This window comes from Streptomyces sp. NPDC127068 (assembly GCF_042724695.1).
Taxonomy (GTDB): domain Bacteria; phylum Actinomycetota; class Actinomycetes; order Streptomycetales; family Streptomycetaceae; genus Streptomyces.
The window spans coordinates 126,893-147,300 of sequence record NZ_JBHXEN010000012.1 but is presented as its reverse complement, the minus strand read 5'-3'; the positions used below and the strand labels follow the sequence as shown (position 1 = coordinate 147,300).

At 72.6% G+C, this 20,408-nt stretch carries 19 protein-coding genes; 14 read left to right on the top strand and 5 right to left on the bottom strand.

The features are described 5' to 3' along the window. The first annotated feature begins 152 nt into the window (after positions 1–152). Positions 153–773 (top strand): TetR/AcrR family transcriptional regulator, encoded by a 621-nt coding sequence (locus ACFWIA_RS10380; protein WP_387002378.1) that lies wholly within the window; start codon positions 153–155, stop codon positions 771–773. A gap of 208 nt (positions 774–981) precedes the next feature. Continuing rightward, positions 982–1,974: an ABC transporter substrate-binding protein gene (locus ACFWIA_RS10375; RefSeq protein WP_387002376.1), complete on the top strand. Its 993-nt coding sequence runs from the start codon at positions 982–984 to the stop codon at positions 1,972–1,974. Positions 1,975–2,114: 140 nt separating this feature from the next. Here the strand turns inward: ACFWIA_RS10375 and ACFWIA_RS10370 are convergent, their stop codons facing one another. After that, entirely contained in the window at positions 2,115–2,873 is a 759-nt protein-coding gene (locus ACFWIA_RS10370) for an AraC family transcriptional regulator (RefSeq protein ID WP_387002374.1), read from the bottom strand. Positions 2,874–3,029: 156 nt separating this feature from the next. On the opposite strand from ACFWIA_RS10370, the gene ACFWIA_RS10365 reads away from it, so the two are divergent. Genes ACFWIA_RS10365 through ACFWIA_RS10350 form a run of 4 tightly spaced genes read left to right on the top strand, consistent with a single transcriptional unit; the run spans position 3,030 to position 7,097 of the window. Continuing rightward, positions 3,030–4,076 (top strand): FecCD family ABC transporter permease, encoded by a 1,047-nt coding sequence (locus tag ACFWIA_RS10365; RefSeq protein ID WP_387002373.1) that lies wholly within the window; start codon positions 3,030–3,032, stop codon positions 4,074–4,076. A 5-nt stretch (positions 4,077–4,081) separates the two neighbouring features. Next, positions 4,082–5,185, top strand: a complete 1,104-nt coding sequence (locus ACFWIA_RS10360; protein ID WP_387002371.1) for a FecCD family ABC transporter permease — start codon at positions 4,082–4,084, stop codon at positions 5,183–5,185. Continuing rightward, positions 5,182–6,048 (top strand): ABC transporter ATP-binding protein, encoded by an 867-nt coding sequence (locus ACFWIA_RS10355; RefSeq protein WP_387002370.1) that lies wholly within the window; start codon positions 5,182–5,184, stop codon positions 6,046–6,048. Before ACFWIA_RS10360 ends, ACFWIA_RS10355 begins: the two co-directional genes overlap by 4 nt. After that, the gene (locus tag ACFWIA_RS10350) at positions 6,045–7,097 is read left to right on the top strand and encodes an ABC transporter substrate-binding protein (RefSeq protein ID WP_387002368.1); all 1,053 of its coding nucleotides are present in this window, start codon (positions 6,045–6,047) and stop codon (positions 7,095–7,097) included. The genes ACFWIA_RS10355 and ACFWIA_RS10350 overlap by 4 nt, the downstream gene beginning before the upstream one ends. A 79-nt stretch (positions 7,098–7,176) precedes the next feature. Here ACFWIA_RS10350 and ACFWIA_RS10345 read toward each other — a convergent pair whose 3' ends face one another. Next, a complete protein-coding gene (locus tag ACFWIA_RS10345) occupies positions 7,177–8,871 on the bottom strand; it encodes an ABC transporter ATP-binding protein (protein WP_387002367.1) in 1,695 nt (564 codons plus the stop codon). After that, positions 8,861–10,546, bottom strand: coding sequence for an ABC transporter ATP-binding protein (locus ACFWIA_RS10340; RefSeq protein ID WP_387002365.1), 1,686 nt, complete (start codon positions 10,544–10,546; stop codon positions 8,861–8,863). The genes ACFWIA_RS10345 and ACFWIA_RS10340 overlap by 11 nt, the downstream gene beginning before the upstream one ends. Before the next feature lie 406 nt (positions 10,547–10,952). Here ACFWIA_RS10340 and ACFWIA_RS10335 point away from each other — a divergent pair, with 406 nt between their 5' ends. Further along, entirely contained in the window at positions 10,953–12,872 is a 1,920-nt protein-coding gene (locus ACFWIA_RS10335) for an SIP domain-containing protein (protein ID WP_387002363.1), read from the top strand. Positions 12,873–12,921: 49 nt separating this feature from the next. On the opposite strand, the gene ACFWIA_RS10330 is transcribed toward ACFWIA_RS10335, so the two are convergent. Further along, complete coding sequence (locus ACFWIA_RS10330; RefSeq protein ID WP_387002361.1) at positions 12,922–14,214, bottom strand: erythromycin esterase family protein; 1,293 nt, start codon at positions 14,212–14,214, stop codon at positions 12,922–12,924. 108 nt (positions 14,215–14,322) lie between these two features. Further along, a complete protein-coding gene (locus tag ACFWIA_RS10325) occupies positions 14,323–14,871 on the bottom strand; it encodes a DUF1062 domain-containing protein (protein WP_387002359.1) in 549 nt (182 codons plus the stop codon). A 556-nt stretch (positions 14,872–15,427) separates the two neighbouring features. On the opposite strand from ACFWIA_RS10325, the gene ACFWIA_RS10320 reads away from it, so the two are divergent. From ACFWIA_RS10320 to ACFWIA_RS10290, 7 genes are all read left to right on the top strand, one after another. Continuing rightward, a complete protein-coding gene (locus ACFWIA_RS10320; protein ID WP_387002357.1) occupies positions 15,428–15,577 on the top strand; it encodes a hypothetical protein in 150 nt (49 codons plus the stop codon). Beyond that, on the top strand, positions 15,574–16,152 hold the full coding sequence (locus tag ACFWIA_RS10315; RefSeq protein WP_387002355.1) for an RNA polymerase sigma factor: 579 nt from the start codon (positions 15,574–15,576) through the stop codon (positions 16,150–16,152). The genes ACFWIA_RS10320 and ACFWIA_RS10315 overlap by 4 nt, the downstream gene beginning before the upstream one ends. Continuing rightward, positions 16,145–16,978 (top strand): hypothetical protein, encoded by an 834-nt coding sequence (locus tag ACFWIA_RS10310; RefSeq protein ID WP_387002354.1) that lies wholly within the window; start codon positions 16,145–16,147, stop codon positions 16,976–16,978. Before ACFWIA_RS10315 ends, ACFWIA_RS10310 begins: the two co-directional genes overlap by 8 nt. A 304-nt stretch (positions 16,979–17,282) precedes the next feature. Then, positions 17,283–17,657, top strand: a complete 375-nt coding sequence (locus tag ACFWIA_RS10305; protein WP_387002352.1) for a 6-carboxytetrahydropterin synthase — start codon at positions 17,283–17,285, stop codon at positions 17,655–17,657. 80 nt (positions 17,658–17,737) lie between these two features. Then, complete coding sequence (locus ACFWIA_RS10300; protein WP_387002350.1) at positions 17,738–18,205, top strand: MarR family winged helix-turn-helix transcriptional regulator; 468 nt, start codon at positions 17,738–17,740, stop codon at positions 18,203–18,205. A gap of 162 nt (positions 18,206–18,367) precedes the next feature. Next, positions 18,368–19,015, top strand: a complete 648-nt coding sequence (locus ACFWIA_RS10295; protein WP_387002348.1) for an isochorismatase family protein — start codon at positions 18,368–18,370, stop codon at positions 19,013–19,015. Positions 19,016–19,176: 161 nt separating this feature from the next. Further along, complete coding sequence (locus ACFWIA_RS10290) at positions 19,177–20,286, top strand: WD40 repeat domain-containing protein (RefSeq protein ID WP_387002346.1); 1,110 nt, start codon at positions 19,177–19,179, stop codon at positions 20,284–20,286. Positions 20,287–20,408: the final 122 nt, after the last annotated feature.

Genomic DNA, 20,408 nt, shown 5'->3' with positions numbered 1-20,408 from the left:
CAGTGGTCCTCGGTGGTCTGCGGCGTCTGTGCGGTCTGCACGGCCCAAGACGTTCTGCGCGGTCTGCGGCGCCGTTCCACCATACGCATGACTTGGTCAGGTGACAAAGTCGATCGACGTGGACGTTGGACTATGTCGCTATAGTGGCTTGTATGGCTCATGTGACCGCCGCCGAGCGTCGACCCCAGCTGATTGCCGCGGCCATCGAACTCATGGCTCGCGAAGGGGTGGCCGCGGGGTCCACCCGGGCGATCGCGGCCGAACTCGGGGTCGCCCAGGCGACCGTGCACTACACCTTCGGCACCAAGGCGGACCTGTACCGGGCGGTGCTGGAATCGCTGTCCGGGGAACTCGTCGTCGGAGCCCAGCGGGCCGTGGCGCGGGCGACCAGCCTGGAGGAGGCCCTGCGGGCCACCGCCGAGGCGTACTGGATCGACATGAACGACCAGCCGGAGCTGAACCTCGTGTGGTTCGAGTTGATCACCCTCTCCCTGCGCAGCACGGAGCTGCGGGAGGTGGTGGAGCGGCACTACCGGGACATCGCCGAGATCGCGACCGACGCCCTGATCGAGACGGGACGTCGCACCGGCCGGTCCTACGCGGTGCCGCCCGAAGAGCTCGCGGCCTTCCTCCTCGCCGGGCTGGACGGGGTGTCGGTGAGTCATCTGATCCGGGGTGAGGCCGTGCCCGGTCCGCAGACCCGGGGAATGTTGGACCGGCTCGTCCAGGCGACGGTGGCGCTGGCCGGCCCGCCCCCGGTGAACGGGCGTTAGCCCGGCCCGGCGCGGAACGTCCTTGCGGGGCGCGCGTGTTGGGCGGGAGTGGTGGATGCGGTACGAGGGGCACAGGTGGGCGGGGTGTCGTGCGGACGGACCCTCCGGGTCCCATGAGACGAGATCCACATAGACTTAGCTAAGCCTTACCGAACTATGCTGTGCGTGTTCGCCTCCCCAGGCTCCCGTACTTGAAAGCAGAAGAACCATGACCGCCATGACCGCATCCCGCCGCGTGAGCATCGCCCTCGCCTCCGCCGTCGCCGGAGCCCTCGCCCTGACCGCGTGCGGTTCCGACTCGGACGGGGACAAGAAGAGCGAAGGCGGCAAGGAGTCCGCGGCGACCGCGCCGGAGCGCACGCTCAAGACGGTCATGGGCGACGTCAAGGTCAAGGCCGAGCCCCAGCGGGTCGTCACCCTCGACACCGCCGAGCTCGACTCGGTGATCACCCTCGGCGTGAAGCCGGTCGGCGCCACCCGCACCGACTCCAAGACCGGGTTCCCGTCCCACATCCCGGCGGACAAGGTCGACGGCGTCAAGATCGTCGGTGAGATGACCACTCCGAACCTGGAGGCCATCGCGGCCCTCAAGCCGGACCTGATCCTCACCAGCAAGCTCCGTCACGGCGACAAGTACGAAGAGCTCAAGGCCATCGCGCCGACCGTGATGACCGAGTCCACGGGTCTGCCGTGGAAGGAGAACTTCCTGGTGCACGCCGATGCGCTGGGCAAGAAGACCGAGGCGCAGAAGGCGGTCGCCGGGTACCAGGCGCGCACCGCCGAGGTCACCACCGCGCTCGGTGGCAAGGACAAGGCCGCCGCCATCGAGGTCAACATGGTCCGCTTCGTCGAGGGTGCGGACATCCGCATCTACGGCAAGGAGAACTACCTCGGCACGATCTTCAAGGACGTCGGCCTCGGCCGTCCGGCCGTCACGGCGAAGGCCGTGGACGGCTTCATGCTGAACGTGAGCCCCGAGAAGATCGACATGGCCGACACGGACGTCATCTTCCACTCCACCATCGGTGACCCGGACAAGGCCAAGGCCACCCAGGTGCTCGGCAGCCCGCTGTGGAAGAACATGGACGCCGTCAAGAAGGGCAACGTCCACGTCGTCAAGGACGAGCTGTGGATCCAGGCGATCGGCTACACCGGTGCCGGCAACATCCTGGACGAGCTGGAAGCCGCCCTCACCAAGTAGTCGCCCCCGGCCGCACGTCGTACCGCCCGCGCTGAGCGGTACCGGCATGCCGGAGCCGGAGCCGGAGCCAGTGCTCAGCGAAGAGCCCCGTGACCTGAGGTCACGGGGCTCTTCGCTGCGGCGGTCGGGCCGCCGTCGCGTCACGCGGCCGGCGCTCGGGACCCCTCCGCCTCGCGGACGTACGCGCCCGGAGTCCGCCCGAAGTGCCGGCGGAACGCGAGGATGTAGCCGTTGGTGCTGACGAAGCCGACCCGGGCCGCGACCGCGCTCACCAACTGGCCCTGCGCCAGCAGCGGCAGCGAGTGGTTCAGCCGGAGCCGGGTCCGCCACTCCGAGAACGCGAGCCCCGTCTCGGTGCGGAACGCCCGACGCAGACTCGTGGAACTGGTGTACAGCTCCTCCGCCCATTCGGTCGCCGTCCGGGGATCGCCCGGCTCCCGCCCGAGCGCCAGCGCCACGCTGCGCGCCGCCTGACTCGTCGGCTGCGGCAGCGGCAGGCAGTCGCGATGCCCCGCGGACAGCGCCGCGAAGACGGCCGGGTCGTTCTCCGACGGGTCCGAACTGCGCATCCGCCCGAGCAGCAGCCGCCGCTGCGCATCGGTGACGTTCACCGGGGTGGCGGCGGTGTACGGCAGCAGGTGGTCGTCGGGGTCGAAGGTCTCCACGACGATCACCGATTCGCTGCCGAACCGGGCGCTGTGCGGCAGCCACGCCGGGACCCACAGGGCCACCGACGCGGACAGTTCGTGGTCGCGGCCCTGCGCGTGCACCACGATCCCGCCCACCGGCACGTACAGGAACTGATGGAAGTCATGGGCGTGCGTCGGGTGCCCCCCGGCGGCGATGAAGTCGTCGTCCCCGAGGGCGGTGTCCGGGGTCAAGGGACTGTTTCCGGTCACGTCTGCGGTCCTCTCCCAGTGCAACGGCCCTCCCGTGTCTCGGGTCCGGTTGACCCCTGGTTGTGAGTGATGTGGCCCCGACATTGGACCACCCTTCGGGTAGGTAAGGGTAACCTAAGTCGACGCTTGCCCAGGTGAGAAGCCCGAGGAACATCCATGACAGACACCCTTCCGAGGGCGACAACACCCCCTTCACCGGCAAGGACCCGCTCCTCGCGCGGTACTGCCGTGCTGGTGTGCGCCGTCCTCGCGCTGGTCGCCGTGACCGTGGCCAGTATTGGACTAGGAGCGCGCTCCATCTCCCCACCGGAGGTCGTCCGCATCCTGCTGGACCCGGACGGCGGCGCCTACAACGCGCACGTCCTGTGGACCGAACGCGTACCCCGGACGTTCCTGGGCCTCGCCGTGGGCGCCGCGCTCGGAGCCTCCGGGCTGATCATGCAGGCGCTCACCCTCAACCCGCTCGCCGACCCCGGAATCCTCGGCATCGAGCAGGGCGCCGCCATGACCGTCGTCGTCGGCATCCTCTTCCTCGACATCACCGGAGTCACCGCGTACTTCTGGCTGGCGCTCGTCGGAGCGGCACTCACCGCCACCCTGGTCTACCTGATCGGCACCCGCAGCAACACCGGTGGCTCCACCCTCGGGCTGGTGCTCGCCGGCGTGGCCGTCGCCGCCGTGATGTCCTCGCTGATCACCCTGCTGGTCGTCCGTGACGAGGCCGTCTTCGCCCATCTGCGGTTCTGGTCCGTGGGCCAGCTCACCGGACGCGCCAAGGTCCTCGACGAGATCGCCCCGTTCGCGATCGTCGGACTCCTCCTGGCGCTGCCCCTCGGCCGCACCCTCAACATCCTCGGCATGGGCGACGACGCCGCCCGCGGACTCGGCGTGCGCGTCGAACGCGCCCGACTGGCCTCCGCCGCCATCGCCGTCCTGCTCTGCGCCGCCGCCACCGCCGCCGTCGGACCGGTCGCCTTCGTCGGTCTCGCCGCCGCGCACTGCGCCCGGCTGCTCGTCGGCGCCGACCACCGCTGGTCGCTCCCGCTGTCGATGGCCCTCGGCTCGATCCTGCTGCTGACCGCCGACACCGCGGGGCGCCTGATCATCGACCACGGCGAGATCCAGGTCGCCGTGATGACCGCGGCCGTCGGTACCCCGTTCTTCATCTGGCTGGCCCGCCGCCGCGACCTGGTCAGGGTGTGACCGCCGTGACGCACTCGCCCACCGCCGCCACCGTCACCGTCGAGCCGACCGCGGCCCCGCCCGCGAAACCGACGGACAACACCGCCACCGTCGCCGCGCTCCGCACCGCCCACCGGCTCCAGGGCCGGCGCCTGGCCACCATCTGCGCCGCCCTGGTCGCCGGGATGGTCGCCCTCCTCAGCGCCTCCGTCCTGCTGGGCGGCATCGGACGGATCGACACCGTCGACGTCCTGCCCGCCGCGTTCGGGATGCGCACCGGGCTCGCCGACTACGTGATCTTCCAGAACCGGGTGCCCCGGGCCCTGGCGGCGATGCTCTCCGGCGCCCTGTTCGGCCTCTCCGGAGTGCTGTACCAGCGGCTCGTCCGCAACCCGCTGGCCACCCCCGACATCGTCGGTATCTCGGCGGGCGCCGGAGCCGGGGCCACCACCGTGCTGCTGTTCGCACCCGCCCTGCCGTACGGGGCGCCGCTCGCCGCGATCGCCGGATCGTTCCTGGTGGTGGGCCTCGTGCACCTCCTCAGCTGGCGCGGCGGCATCGACACCTACCGGCTCGTCCTCGTCGGCATCGGACTGAGCGGCGTCTGCACCGCCTACACCAACTACCTGTTCACCGTCGCCGACCAGCACAGCATCGCCGTCGCCCTGCGCTGGCTCGTCGGCAGCGTCAACGACGTCACCTGGGACGGCGTCGGCACCCTCGCCGCCGCCCTGGTGGGCTGTGTCCTGTGCGCCGCGCTGCTGTCCCGTCCGCTCTACGCCATGGACCTCGGCGACGGGCTCGCGACCGGACTGGGCACCCGGGTCTCCTGGGCCAGGGTCGCCGCACTGCTGCTGGGGGCCGCCGCCGCGGCACTCGCAACCAGCGTCGTCGGACCGATCGGCTTCGTGTCCCTCATCAGCGGTCCGCTCGCGGTCCGACTCGTCGGCGCCGATCGTTCCCTGGGCCTCGCGCCCCTCGTCGGCGCGGTCATCGTGCTCGCCGCCGACGTCCTCGCCCGCAACGCCCCCCTCATCAGCCCGGTGCCCACCGGGGCCCTCACCGCGCTGATCGGCGCGCCCTACTTCGTCTGGCTGATCCTTCGGCGCAGGCAGAAAGCCGTCACGTGACCACCGAGAAACTCCAGGAGCCCCGGCTCGAAGCCCGCGCGGTCAGTGCCGGCTACAGCAAGTCGCTGATCATCCGGGAGCTGTCCCTGCGGATCGCCGAGGGACAGATCACCGCGCTCGTCGGCCCCAACGCCTGCGGCAAGTCCACCCTGCTGAAGTCCATCGCCCGGCTGCTGCCGCTGGCCGGCGGATCGGTGCTCCTCGACGGCGCCGACCTGCACACCATGTCCACCCGGGACATCGCCCGCAGCCTCGGCATCCTGCCGCAGGCACCGCTGGCCCCCGAGAGCATCACGGTGGGCGACCTGGTCTGGCGCGGACGCCATCCGCACCGCAGGTTCGGCCAGCGGCGCACCGAAGCCGACGAGGTCGTCATCGCCGACGCCCTCGCCGCCACCGGCACCGCCGAGCTGATCGACCGTCCCGTCGAGGAACTGTCCGGCGGCCAGCGCCAGCGCGTGTGGATCGCCCTGGCACTGGCCCAGGACACCCCCACCCTGCTCCTCGACGAACCCACCACCTACCTCGACATCGCCCACCAGATCGAGGTGATGGACCTGCTGGCCGACCTCAACGAGCGCACCGGCAAGACCATCGTCCTCGTCTCCCACGACCTCAACCAGGCCGCCCTGTACGCCTCGTCCATCGTCGCGATGCGCGACGGACGGATCGTCCGGCAGGGCACCCCGGAAGAGGTCCTGACCGAAGAGACCGTCGCCGAGGTGTTCGGCATGCCGTGCGTCGTCGTGCCCCACCCCCGGTCGGCGCGGCCACAGATCTTCCCGCTGGGACGCCACATCGGCGCCCGGCCCACCGGGGACAGCTCCACCGTTCTCACCGTTCACCCTCAGGAGACATCATGAACCGCCCGACCAGCCCGCTGCGCCGCCGTGGCGCCGTCCGGCTGCTGCTCGCCTCCGCGACCGCCCTCGCCCTGGTCACCGGCTGCGGCAGCTCCGGCGACGACGACAAGGCGGACGGTGCCAAGGGTTCTGCCGCCGCCGGCGACCAGGGCTTCCCGGTGAAGCTCACCAGCGCGTGGGGCCCCGGCGAGGTCAAGGAGCGTCCCGTGCGGGTCGCGACCGTCTCCGACGGGGACACCTCCATCGCCCTGGCCCTCGGCCTCGTCCCGGTGATCACCCCGGACGTGGAGGACGGCGACCCCGTCGGCGAGTACAAGCAGCGGGCGCTGGACAAGCTCGGCGTCGACAAGCTGGAGACGTACGACGACTCCGACGGCACGGACTACGAGGCCATCGCGGCGGCCGACCCCGACATCATCCTCGGCATGAACACCTGGGACATGGACGCGGACCACGCGAAGCTCAAGCCCATCGCCCCCGTCGTCACCTTCACCGACAAGAAGCACGCCGACACCCTCACCTGGCAGGAGCGACTGACCACCGCGGCCAAGGCGCTGGGGCTCACCGGCGAGGCGGAGAAGGTCATCGCGGCCAACCGCGCGGCGATCAAGGACGCGGCGAAGACCCATTCGGTGCTCAAGGGCAAGACCTACACCTACGCCGTGGTCCACCCCGAGCAGTTGACCTTCATGTCCTACGCGGAGCAGGACCCCGGCGTCTTCGAGGAACTGGGTCTGCGCAAGACCGACAAGGCGAAGAACTACACCGCCACCAAGAACGGGGTCAGCCTGGAGAACATCGACCAGCTGGAGGCGGACATCCTCCTGGTCACCTACCCCTTCGGGGACGAGGGCCTGCTCAGCGCCTCCGAACTGGAGAACAACAAGCTGTTCAAGTCCCTCGACGCGGTGCGCGGCGGCAACTTCACCGTGATCCCGTCGGACAACCTCCTGTCCTCCTCCATCGCCTACCCCGACGCGCTCAGCGCGTCCTGGGTCGTCGAGGAGCTGGCTCCGCTCCTGGCGAAGGCAGCCGAAGGCAAGAAGTAACCCCGGCACCCCCGGGTACGGAAGACCCCGGGGGGAACGGCTGAGGCCGTTCCCCCCGGGGTCTTCCGTCGTGCCGCCGTCAGCGGTCCGTCACCGTGCCCGCGGGCATCGTCAGCACCCGGCGGCCCCGGGCGATCGTCTCCGCCCGGTGCGCGATCACCACCAGCGCCCGGTCCCCCGCGGCGGCGGCCAACGCGGACTCGATCCGCGCGGCCGTCTCCCGGTCCACCCCCGCCGTGGCCTCGTCCAGCACCAGCACCGCCGGATCGGCCAGCACCGCCCGGGCCAGCGCCACCAACTGGCGCTCCCCGCCGGACAGCGAGCCCGGCCCGACCGGGGTGTCCAGGCCCTCGGGCAGCGCATCGGCCCACTCCACGAGCCCCAACTCCGCCAGTACGGCACGGACCCGCTGCGGGTCCGGCCGCCCCCGGACCATCGCCAGGTTCTCGCCCACCGTCCCCGCGACCAGGACCACGTCCTGCGGCACGAGCGCCACCGCCGCCCGGAGCGCCGCCGCGTCCAGCGCGGCCAACTCCTGCCCCGCGAACGTCACCGAGCCGCGGTCCGGTGCGTACAGTCCGGCGAGCAGTTTGCCCACCGTCGACTTGCCCGCCCCGGTCGGTCCGACGACCACCAACCGCTCCCCGGGCGCCACGGTCAGCGACAGTCCGTCCACCACCGCCGCCCCGGTCCCGTAGCCGAACGCGACCTCCGACAGCACCAGCGCCCCGCGCACGGCGGGCTCCGATCGCGGCCCGGGCAGCGCGACCCGCTCGCCCCGCGGCGCGGTCGCCCGCAGCAGGTCAAGCAGCCGCGCCAGCCGCACATGGGCCTCCCTGCCCTCGCCCACCGACGCCGCGAGGTCCTCGAAACGGCCCAGCAGTTCCCGGGTGGCGAGCACGAACACGACGGCGACCCCCACGCTCAGTCGCCCCTGCCCCACCAGGACCGCACCCGTCACCAGCAGCCCCGCGAGACAGACCGCCTGGACCAACGCCAGGTAGTCCAGGACCAGTTCGGTACGCACCTGGTGCTCCCGAGCCGCCCGCAGCCGCTCGTTGTCGGCCCGGAAGCGCTCCAGCCACCGGGGCACCGCCCCCGTGATCCGTAGCTGCTCCTGTGCGGGCAGCGACTCCGAGAACCGGGCCGAGACCTCCGTCTCTGCCTCCGCCACCGCCGCGTAGGCGGGTCCGGCCCGGTGGTGGAACCGCCGCACGATCAGTACCGCCGGCGGCAGGAACGCCACCAGCAGCAGGGCCGTCAGCACCAGCGAGTGCGCCGCCAGCATCACCACCGTGAACACCAGCACCAGTGCCGCGGACACCAGGTCCGGCAGCGTTCCGCCGACGAACGACGCCAAGCCGTTCAGTTCCCCGGTGAGGCGGCGCAGCAACTCGCCCCCGCGGTGCGCCTCCACGAACCTGAGCGGCGCCCCGGCCACCACCGCGGTGGCCCGCTCCCGCAGCCCCGCCAGCACCGCCTCACCGACGCGGATCAGCCAGACGCGGGACGCCCAGGTCAGCAGCCCGGTCGCCAGGACCAGCACCAGCAGGAGCAGCACCCGTGCGGTGAGCGACCCCCGGTCGCCCGACCCGGCGGCGTCCACGACCCGGCCGATCACCGCGGTCACCGCGACGGCCAGCGCCGCAGTGGCCAGATGGAGGACCACGGCCACCGCGAGCGCCCGGCGGTGTCCCCGGAGGAAGGGCGCGGCCCGCCGGAACACCCGCCGCTGGTCCGGCAGTTCACTCAGCAGGAAGGGGTCAGTGGACACGGGTGGTTTCCTCGGTATCGGGTGCGGACGCGCCGCCGACCGGCCCGGACGACAGCCGGACCTCCCGGTCGGCGAGCGCCCGCACGGCGGGGGAGTGGGTGGCGAACACGACGACGGCGCCCTCGGTCGCCCAGCGCAACCGGGCCAGGACCTCCTGCTCGGTGGCCCCGTCCAGCGCGGAGGTCACGTCGTCGAGCAGCAGGACCGGGCTGTGGCGCAGCAGCGCCCGGGTCAGTGCCACCAGTTGGCGCTGACCGCCCGACAGGCCCCGGCCCCGTTCGCCGACCTCGGTGTCCCAGCCGTCGGAGAGCCGGTCGAGCACCCGGTCGAGCCCGGAGTCGTGGGCGGCCGCGTCGAGCGCGGACCGCGGGTGGTCGCCGCCCAGCAGCAGGTTGTCCAGGACGGTGCCGTGCAGCAGCAGCGGCCCCTCCGGCACCAGACCGACGGTGGCGTACAGGTCGTCCGGGTCCGCGTCGTCCAGCGGGACCCCGGCGAGTTCCACCGTGCCGTCGGCGGGGACCAGTCGGGCCAGTGCGCGCAGCAGGGTGCTCTTGCCGCAGCCGGTGGGCCCGGTCAGCGCGATCCACTCGCCGGGCACCGCCGTGAGGTCCAACGGCCCGATCGGTGCCCGTCCCGGGTGCCGGACCGTCAGCCCGCGCACCCGCAGCCCGCCGGAGCGGGGCAGCGCGGGGCGCCGGCTCGGCCGGGGCGGCAGGGCGAGGACCTCACCGATGCGTCCCGCCGCGACGAGCGCTTCGGCGCGCTCGCCGAGCCGTGCGGTCATCACGTTGACGGCCAGGGAGACCGTGCCCATCCACAGGACGAAGGTCGTCAGGGCGCCGACGGTGAGCCGGCCGTCCTGGACCGCCAGTCCGCCCGCCCACAGTCCGGCCGCCACCGCGAGCAACGGCACCACGGTCGCCGCCGCCTCCCAGGGCGCGCCGACCGCGGCCAGCCGCCGGGTGCGCCGGGTGACCTCCGCACTGTGCCGGTGGTGCCGGTCCACCAGGTGCCCTTCCGCGCCGACCCCGCGCAGCGGCAGCAGCGACGACAACAGTTCCTCGGCCGCCGATGACCTCCGGCCGTGCGCTTCGGCGAGGGCCCGCGCGCGTCGCGCGTAGCGGGGCGGGAACATCCGGTTGAGCAACAGCAGCACCGGCACGGTCAGGGCGGCCACCAGCAGCAGCATCGGGTCGAGCCCGGCGATCGCCGGCACCAGGACGACCCCGGTGATTCCGATCACCACCCAGGCGGTCAGTCCGTGCACCCACGTCAGGACGGTGTCCACGTCCCGGGTGGCCCGGTCCGTCAGGTCACCGAAGCCGTCGGTGCGGCGCCGCACGGTGTCCGTGTCGAGGGAGAGGATCGCCCCCAGCAGCCGCACCCGCAGCCAGGTCCCGGCCCGGGCCTCGGCGAGGTTGGTCCACAGCTGCCAGCCCCGCATCCCCGCGTACTCCACGCCGGCGGCGGCGACGAACGCGGCGGCCCACCAGGCCGCGGTCCCCACCGCTCCCTCGACTCCGGCGTCGAGGGAGCGGCCCAGCAGCCAGGGCAGGGCCAGGAAGGCGCACTGGCGCAGCGCCGCCCAGCAGACGGATCGCACGAGGTCGCCGCGGACCTGTGACAGGCACTGCCGCAACAGTCGGGGCGGGGGCACGGCGGGACGCTGGCTCACGTGGGGGATCATCCTCGGGGCGCGGGAACGGGGTACGGGTGCCACCCGGCGGTGTCACGGGCCGGGGCCACCGCCGTTACCGTAGGAGCGGGCCGTTCGCCGTGGTCCAAGGGACAGCGCCGGCCCGTCGAAGCGGGCGGCCGACTCGTCGGCCGGGCCCGCCGGAGGCACCCGGGTGGCACGGACCGGACCCGCCGGTTGGATCGGCCGGCCCGTTCCGCGCCTAGCCTGATCGGCGGGTCGGACGGCCCCCGTCCCCCCGGTGCCCTGCGGTCACCGCGCGGTGGGGGCCGTCCGTTACGGGACACCGGCCCGCCCGTCCCGCGGAGGTGGCCGGCCCCGGGTCGCACCGGTACCGCGGCAGCCCCGTTCGACAGCGCCCCACCCCCAGGTCAAGGAGCCCCGAATGCCAGCGCGCAGCCCCCGTCCGGTCGCCACCTTCCCCATCGTGCTCAGGGAACTGACCGTGTTGCGGGTCAGGGACCTCACCCCCGGGATGCGTCGCGTGACGCTGGGCGGCCCGCAGCTCGGCGCGTTCCGCAGCGGCGACATCGAACTGCCCGCGCTGCGCACCGAGGGCTTCGACGACCACGTGAAGTTCTTCTTCGGTGAGCCCGGCGAGCCCGGTGAGCCCGACGCGCGGCCGGTGCTGCCCCGGCAGAAGGTCGGCAGCCTCGACTGGCCCGAGGACGAGCGGCCGATCGCCAAGGACTACACACCGGTCCGGTTCGACCCGGAGGCGGGAGAGATCGACTTCGACTTCGTCCGCCACGAGGGCGGCATCGCCTCCACCTGGGCGGAACACGTCGAGCCCGGCGCCGTCACCTGGATCGCGGGTCCCAAGATGTCCCACGGCCACCCCGAGAACAGCGACTGGCTGCTGGCGATCGGTGACGAGACCGCGCTCCCCGCGATCGGTCGCTGGCTCGCGGAGATGCCGGCGGGGACCCGGGCCCGGGTCCTGGTGGAGGTGGGCGAGGACAGCCACCGACAGGAGCTGCCCACCCGGGCGGACGTCGAGATCACCTGGCTGTCCCGCGGGGGCGCCCCGGCCGGCAGCACCGACCTCCTGGAACGGGCGCTGCGGGACCTGGAGTGGCTGCCGGGCACCGTGTTCGTCTGGGTGGCGGGGGAGACGCTGACGCTCAAGGGCATCCGCCGCCACCTCACCCTGGAGCGGCAGGTTCCCCGGGAGCAGCTGCACATCACCGGCTACTGGCGCCGGACCGCGCCCGTACCCGCGCCGGGAGGGGCCCCGGACGCCGTCGGCGACGCGGAGCCGGCCGACGCCGCCGAGGAGCTCGACGAGTCCGAGGCCCACGAGCGGCTGCACGAACTCACCGACCTGGCCCCGGGGTACGCGATCCGCGCGGCGGTGACCCTCGGACTGTTCGACTTGGTGCACCACGGGCTGCGGGACCCCGCCGAACTGGCCCGCCGCTGCGAGGCCGATCCGGAGGTGTTCGCTGCACTGCTCGCCTTTCTGGTGGGCATCGACGTGCTCGACTTCGGCCCGGACGGCGTGCGCCTCACGGAGGTCGGCGAGGAACTCGTCGAGGACGACCACTCGGCCGACGAGTACCGGCTCGACGGGGCGCAGGCCGCGTTGGACCTCTCGCTGTCCGGTCTGCTCGACGCCGTCCGGGGTCGGGGCGGGCGACAGCTGACGGCGTCCGGCGTTCCGCTGGCCGAGGCCATGCGCGAGGACGAACGCCTCGGCGGCTCCGCGCGGACCCTCATCGAGGAGGAGGCGCTGTGGTTCGCGCCCGGGGTGGTCACCGCTCATGACTGGGCCGCTGCGGGCACCCTCACGGCCGCCGGCCACGGAGTCGGTTCCCTGGCGAACGCGCTGCTCAAGGCGGTGCCGGGGCTGCGGATGCGGATCGCGGCGCTGCCCTCCGCGCTGCGCGTGCTGCGGGAGCAGGTCCTCGACACGGACGCCCTGCCCCGGATCGACCTCGTCCCGCAGACCGGGCCCGTGCCCGGCGGCAGCGACACGGTCCTGCTGTCGCGACTGCTCGACTGGTTGCCCGACGAGGACGCGGTGCACGCCCTGCGGGAGGCCGCCGAGGGGTTGCCGGAGGGCGGCACCCTGGTGCTGGTCGAGCAGGTCAGGCCCGAGGGCACCCCGGGCGACCCGGCGGCCTTCTCCGATCTGGACACGGCCCTGCACCACCTCCGGCTGACCTGCGCCTTCGGCTCGGGCGTGCGCACGGCCAGTGCCCTGTCCGCGCTCGCGGCCCGCGCCGGGCTCGGCGTCCGCGCGAGTCACGACGTGGGCTGGGACCACCGCCTGCTGGTCCTGGACCCGGCCGGCGAGGCGTAGGACACCGCTGCCCGGGCGGGACCACCGCCCGGGCGCCGGCCACCGGTCGTCACGGGAGCGTCGTCGCCGGTGGCCCCCGGTGGCCGAGGAGACGGGCGGGCGTCACGTGCCGTCGGTGGACCAGGACGTCGAACCACTCCGCCAGCGAACCGCCGGTCATGTGGTGCCCGCTGTCGTCGTCCGGGTCGTACGTCGGGCCGACGGTCCGCAAGGTCACGGTCCCGGCCAGCCAGTCGGCGACCGGCTGCGGAGCGTCCGCGCGCAGGTCCAGCAGGTAGTCACCCGTGGCGTCGTCGTCCAGCACCGACTCCACCAGCGACGGTGCGGGTTCGGGCACCCGGTGGGGCGGGGCGTCGGTGTACGTGGCGAGTGCGCCGCGACCGAAGGTGAACCCGATCGCCAGGTAGCGGTCCCCGAGTCCGTCGTGGAGGTGGCTGCCCGCGTTGCGGGAGGCGCTCGCCGGGTTCGGCGGGAAGCTGATGGTCCGGGTGGGCGCCTTGGCGGCATGCGAGCCGGAGGTCCAGAACAGCGTGCGGTGCCCCGTGTGCCGGTGCCACCACTGGACGTTCTCGGCGAAGGCCCGTTCGTAGGCGGCCATGTTGTGCGGGTCCAGCGGATCGTCGTCGTGGTCGTGGAGTTCGTAGTACTGGACGATCACCCGGGCGTGTTGCAGGGCCCACGCATGGCCGTCATGGCCCGGCGCCCCCACCACCAGGGCGTGCGCGGCACGGGCCAGGTCGACCCACGCCCGCCGGTCCGGCAGGGCCCGGAAGCGCCGGGTGTGGGCCGACACCTCGCCCCGCGGGCGGAGGTCCGCATAACAGGCCGCCAACTCGTCCAGCAGCTCGGGGGCGGCCCGCCGTACGTAGTCGGTCACCGTGTCGTAGGCCGAGGGCCCCGTCTCGTGCGGGCTGACCCCGACGAAGCGGACGGGGTTCTGGGGCCGGGCCTCGTTGAAGGCGCGCATCCATCGGACGAGGGCGAGCACCTCCTCGGTGCGGGAGAACGGCTCCGCGGCGCCCAGCAGCGCCTCGGGGTCTCCGACGCCGGTGCGCACGTAGGCGTCGAGTCGGACGCCGAGCGTCCAGTCCTGGTCGAAGGCGACGGCACGGAACCCGGCCGTACCGATCAGCAGGGCGGCGATGCGCGCCTGGAGCGCGAAGACCTCGTGCGCCCCGCGGGTCCCCGCGCCGTATCCCACCACGGCCGTCCGTTCGGTGAGCACGTCGAGGAGCGGTCGCAGGTCGTCCAGGGGTGCGGAGAGGTCCACGGTGGTCAGGGGGCGCGCCGTGTCCCTGATCCAGCTCCGCACCGCGGTGTGTTGTTCCGGCGGGGTCGTCATGGGGCCACTCTGGGACCTCAAGATCGGTTGAGGTCAACCCCCGCCGGGTGCGCGGCGGGGCCCGCCCGGCGGTTCGGTACTGCCGGACGGGCCCCGGGGCGGAACGGCTCAGTGTTTGAGCAGGAAGGTGAAGTCGTGCGAGAGCTTGCCGCTCAGGCGAACCGTCGACACGAGCTTCCCCAGGGCGAGCAGCCGCTCGACCTCGGCTCGCGGAAGGCCGAAGCCTTCAGCGATCAGGCGTACCGGCCGCACGGGTATCCGTGCGGCGAAGCGGACCGCGACCTCGATCGCCTCGCCCTCCGGTCGATCCGGCCCGCTGCCGTCGAGGCGCCAGGCGCCGTCCCAGTCGACGGCGAGGCGATTGCGGCGCCGTACGGCGGGGTCCTGGAGCAACTCGGCTGCCAGGGCCGGATCGTTGGCGTGCAGCAGGTCCAGGAGGTCGGGGCGTACGGAACGCACGTTGACCCGTTCCAGGACGGTGATCTTGGTGGTGTCCCCGCACGCGGTGCACCGTGCGAGGAGCCACACGTCGAGGAGTTTGTGATGTGCGTTGACACGGAACTTGCCGCCCGTCCGGAAGCGCCCGGAGGCGCACCGGTGGCAACGGCGGAGAACGATCGGTAGGCAGGTGGGTGCGACCACCCAGTTCTTGGACACAGAGATGCACCGGTTCCGGTGAGAAGACCGCAGCGAAAAGGAGCACGGCGCACAGGTGCACCGCGCGACGGATCAGCGCTCGGGGGTTCTCACTTGGTGTACAACGGCACGTCCTCGACGGGGGGACCACGGGCGGCAGCACGGTAACGGCTCACGAGGGTGCGGTTCCACGGGTTTTCGGGCGGACGGCGCAGCCCCACGAGCGGAACGGCCGCCTCCTCTGGCTGTGATTCAGATCACCCTCCGCTCGGAGGGGGGAGGAGGTGAACGTTGCGCAAACGGCGCGGAGTCGCCCGGGGCGTCCGCCGACCGGCTGGTCGGAGCCGGAGCGCTCGAAGGGCAACGAAGATCAACGTTGCAGGGCAAACCCCGGATGCCGATCAGTAATGGGCAAAACCCGGAAGATCCCCATGGCACATTCGAATTGCCTTTGCACATCTTGCTGTTCAGATCAGTCCTGCAGGGTGACGTGCGCAGCGCCGCGCACCCCGACGGGCGACTCCAGGGCGAACAGGGAGCGACCGCCGGTCGACAGGTGAGGGGAACAGAACCGTTCATGACCACGAGACTTGCCGCGGACACCAGCAGGGCGGCCGACCCGGTCGGGGTGCCGCGACGTCGCACCACGGCCCCGCTCCACGAGGCCGCACCGGCGGCCGGCGTGACGCACGCCGGCCGTGACCGGGACGGAGGGGAAGGCCGGTGATACAGAACCACGGCCCCCGCACCCCTCGACGCGTCACGCCGATGCCCCAGCCGCCGCCGATCGACTTCTCGGCGTTCCACCAGATGCACCGCCCGTCCTACCTCCGCTACGCCCGCGCCTTCCTGCGCAACCACGCGGACGCGGAGGAGGCCGTCGACGCCACCTTCGAGCGGCTGCTGACCAAATGGGCCCAGGTCCTGAGCAGCGACAACCCCGACCGGTACGCCTGGGCCGTGCTGCGCAACCACGTCGCCGACCACCTGCGGCGCGGACACCGGCACGTCCAGCCCCTCGACGAGGCGGCCTTCGACACGGTCGCCCTGCGCACCAGCATCGACCGCTTCGCCCAACTGGAGGAATCCCTCACCCTCATGGGGGCCGTACGCCAACTGCCCGAACGCCAACAGGACGTCACCGTCCTGCGCTACCTCCTCGACCTGCCGACCGACCGCATCGCCTACGAACTCGGCATCTCCCAGGCCGCCGTGCGCTCCAGCGACCGGCACGCCCGGCGCAGGTTGCGGGAGATACTGGGCCCCGACCGCTCCACCATGGGGGGAGGCTCCGATGCGTGACGACCTGCTGGACCGCCTGTCCCGGGCCCGTCTCGTCGACGACGGACCCTGCACCCGTGCGGAGATCGCCGCCGCCGAGGCGCGGATCGTGGCCCGCGCCATCGACCGGACCGGTACCGCGCCGGCGGAGACGTGCGCCGCCCGGCCGGACGACGACCGGCGGGCCGCCTCCGGCCAGTTGACCACCCTGTGCGAGACCGTCGTCACCCATGCCGCGTTCGACCGCCTGGAGGAGTTCCTCGCCCAGGCGATGCCCGAACCGGACGGGGCGCTGCTCCTCGGGTGCTTGTTGCAACTGACCGACGGCGACGAGGCCGCCCGGTTCTGGTGGCAGTACGCGGCCGGGGCGGGGGAGCGCACCGCCGGGTACTGCCTCTACCTGCACCACCTGTCCCTCGGTGAGGTCGCTCCGGCCAGCTGGTGGTACGTCCAGCAGAAGGCTCCGGTCCGGTCGACGGAACCCGTCCGCGAGCCGGCCGCCCGGCTGCCGACCGAACTGTCCGAGGTGCTGCGCAACCTGGGGGCGGCGGACGCCAGCCTGGACACCACCCTCCGCGTCCTGAACGCCCTCCGGGTCAGGGCGGGTTGGCGGGTCCCGGCGATGGTCTGCGCGGTGCTGGACTACATACCCGCCGCGGTGGCGTGGGTCGACGAGGACGTCGAACTCCCCCTGCCGGAACCGGGGTTCACCGAACGCATCCGCACGCTGACCGGTGAGCCGCCCAGGTCCGACGACACCACCCGCGGGGAGTCCGACCTCCCGGCCCGGCCCCGGTCCCTGCCCGGCGGCATCGCCTCGGCGGCCCGCCGGCGGTGCGCCCGGTAGCCCCGGCGTCGGTCACGGGCGTCGGGCGGGCCGCCTCGGGAAGGTGGTCCGCCCGACACCCGCTGCGGGCAGGCAGCGCCCCGTCCACCGGCAGCTCCGGCCCGGTGACGTACGCGGGCCTCCCCGGCGACAGGCCCGGGCCGGGGACTGGTCCGGACGGGCGGCGGCCAGTCGGCTGATCACCCGGCCGACGTCGTGCCACTGGTCCTGCACGGGTCGGTCGTGGCAGCGTGGTCGGGTCAACTCGCCGAGCACGGCGGGACGTCCCCGGCCGCGGCCGGTTACGGAAGGGATGGAACGCCCGATGGCGGCAGGTACCGAGACGGCGTACTTCAGCGCGACGCACACGGAGCGTGATCTCCCGCCCGGCCACCCCTGTGCGGGCGTGGCGCACAGTCACCTGTGGACCGTCACCCTGGAGACCGGGTCCCCGGACGGTTCCGCCGAGGACCCGACCGACCGGGACCGGGTCGGATGCGCCGAGTTCGCCGCATGGGCCCACCGGTGTCTGGACGACACCCACCTCAACGCCGTCGCCGCCGAGCTGTGTCACCGGGCGGGTCCCGAGGAGCTGGCCCGCTGGGTGTACCGCGAGTGGTCGGCCCGGCTGCCGGTACGGGAGGTCCGGGTCCAGGGCCCGTACAGCGGGAGCTACGGCGCGGCGGTCCTCGCCTCCTGACCGCGCGGCCCCTGCGCGCTCGGGCGCCCCGGCCTCCCGTCTGCGAGGATGATGCGTACGCAAGCAAGGAGGAGGCAGCGGTGTCGGGTGCGGAGCCGGTGGTGTCCCGGGGGTTCAAGGTCGGGGTGTGGCGGTCCTACATGGAGGTCCACCACGAGGTGCTGGGCGCCATCGAACGGGAATTGGCGCAGCGGCACCGGCTGTCCGTCAGCGAGTTCGACGTCCTGGTGAACATCCCGCTGGACGGGACCCGACTCAAGGACCTCAAGCAGCGGGTCGTCCTCACCCAGAGCGCGATCAGCCGTCTCTTCGACCGCCTCGCCGAACGGGGCCTGGTGGTCCGCAGCCCCCTGGCCGAGGACCAGCGCGGGGCGGTGGTCAAGCTGACGGAGGAGGGGCGCAAGGTGCTGCGCGCCGCCGTCCGCACCAACACCGAGGTGGTGGAGCGGACCTTCGCCGGCAAGCTGTCCACCGAGGAGCTGCGCGCGCTGCACGGCATCGTGACCCGACTGAAGGGGGCGGAGGCCCCCGAGGCCCCCGACGCCTGACGGGTCCGCGCGTCCCGCGTCAACATGTGACTCGGATCACTAGGCGGCGTCGATCGACCGCGGGAATGACTGCCCGCCCTTCAGGGTTATGGTGCTTGCGCAAGCAACAAAAAGCGCGAAGCCGGGACCGCCTCGACGGCCCCACCCAAGGAACGGGACACCATGAGCAGCAACAGCTACCTCACCCACCGCCTGACCCCCGAGAACACCGGGATCCTGCTGGTCGACCACCAGGCGGGCTTGATCCTCGGCGTGCAGGACCACGACCAGAACGAGGTCCGCCGCAACGCCCAGGCCCTCGCCCGCACGGCCAAGGTCTTCGGCCTCCCCGTCGTCGCCACCACCTCCGCCCCGCAGGGACCCAACGGCCCCCTCCTGCCCGAACTGGTCGCCGAGCTGCCCGAGGGCGCCCCGATCATCCACCGCAGCGGCGAGGTCGACGCCTTCGACGACCCGAGGTTCGACGAGGCCGTTCGTGCCATGAACCGGCCCAACCTCGTCATCGCGGGTGTGATCACGGACGTCTGCTTGATGTTCGCCTCGCTGTCCGCCCTCGGCCGCGGCTACCAGGTCCACTCGGTGACGGACGCCTCCGGCACCACGAACAAGCTGGCCCGTGAGACCTCGCTGCTCCGCCTCCAGAACGCGGGCGCGACCCTCAACAGCACGGTCGGGGTCATCTCCGAGCTGCTGCGCGACTGGAAGAACCCCGGCGGCCCCGGCACCGCCGACATCTTCAGCAGCCTGGCCATGCCGTTCTACGGCGCGGTGATGGCCAGCCACTCCTCCGCGAGCGGCAACCAGGGCTGAACCCGACGCCCGGCGCCTTCCCGCACGGCCTACGAAGTCCGTACGGGAAGCGCCGGGCCCGCCCGTCGTCGCAGCCACTGTGCATCGACGGGTTGCCCAAATCCCTCCAGGGGCACTACACATGACGTCACGTCAGACCTGCCGAGGGAGCAACGACCGTAGTGGCCAACCCGAATCTGTTGCAAGGGGCGCACGTACTGGCCTTCCGGATCTTCCGGGTACGCCTGCTCTGGGCCCTGATCCTGGCGCTGGCCCTGTTCCGGGTGCTCACCGTGGCCCAGGCCGTGCTCGGCGCGCTGGGTGTTGCGGTCGCGCTGATGGTCGTCCGGTGGCGCATCCGGAAGGCCTTGGCGCCGAAGTTCAGCGCGGTGTGCCGGGTCCCGACACCCGGCCGGACCCTCCTCGCCTACGCCGGCGCACAGCGGGTGATCCGGGTCGGCGACCCGGCGACCGGGAACGTCCACCGGATGCTGTGGGGCCACCGGGGATGGGTGAACGCCCTGTGCGCGGTCGAGATCGACGACCGGACCCTCCTGGCCTCCGGCGGGAACGACCGCACGGTACGCCTGTGGGACCCGGACACCGGGGAACAGGTCGCCGTCCTCCAGGGCGCCCGAGCCGCGGTGGTCGGCGTGTGCCGCACCCGGTCCGGCGGCCGGTCCCTGGTGGTGGGTGGCGCCCAGGACGGCACCCTCCACGTGTGGCGAGCGGACACGGGTGAGGTCGTCCACTCCCTGCCGTCCGGGGCGGGCGAGATCCTGGCCGTCTGCGCGGTCGAGTCCGAGGGGCGGGAACTCTTCGCCTCCGCCCATGCGGACGGCACGGTACGTCTGTGGGACCCCGATGGGGGTCAGCAGATCCGGGTCCTCACCGGACACCAGGGCTGGCCCAACGACCTGTGCCCGATCCGGACCGCCGACGGCGTCCTGCTCGCCTCGGCCGGCGCCGACCAGACGGTACGGCTCTGGAACCCCGCCACCGGCGAACAAGTGCGCGCGATGCGGGACGACTTCGGTTGGCTGCACGCACTGTGCGAGGTCACCGTCGACGGCCGTCCCCTCCTTGCCTCCGGCGGCGACGGCCCCGGGGTGAAGCTCTGGGACCCGGACACCGGGGAACACCTCAGCACGATCGGCGGGGCGGCCCACCTCTTCGGACCGTTCGGCTGCGGCTGGGTCCGCACGCTCTGCCAGATCGAGGTCGACGGCGTCCCCCGGATCGCCACCGGCGGGTACGACAAGCGGGTGGAGACCTGGCGCGTCACGACCTGACGGCGTCCGGCCGGCGGTACGACGCGCGTCGGGGGGCGGGGGGCCGGACGCCCACCCCCCCCCCCCGCACGACGCGCACACACCACCCGCCCCGCCCGGGTGATGTGGAAATACGCCTGCCC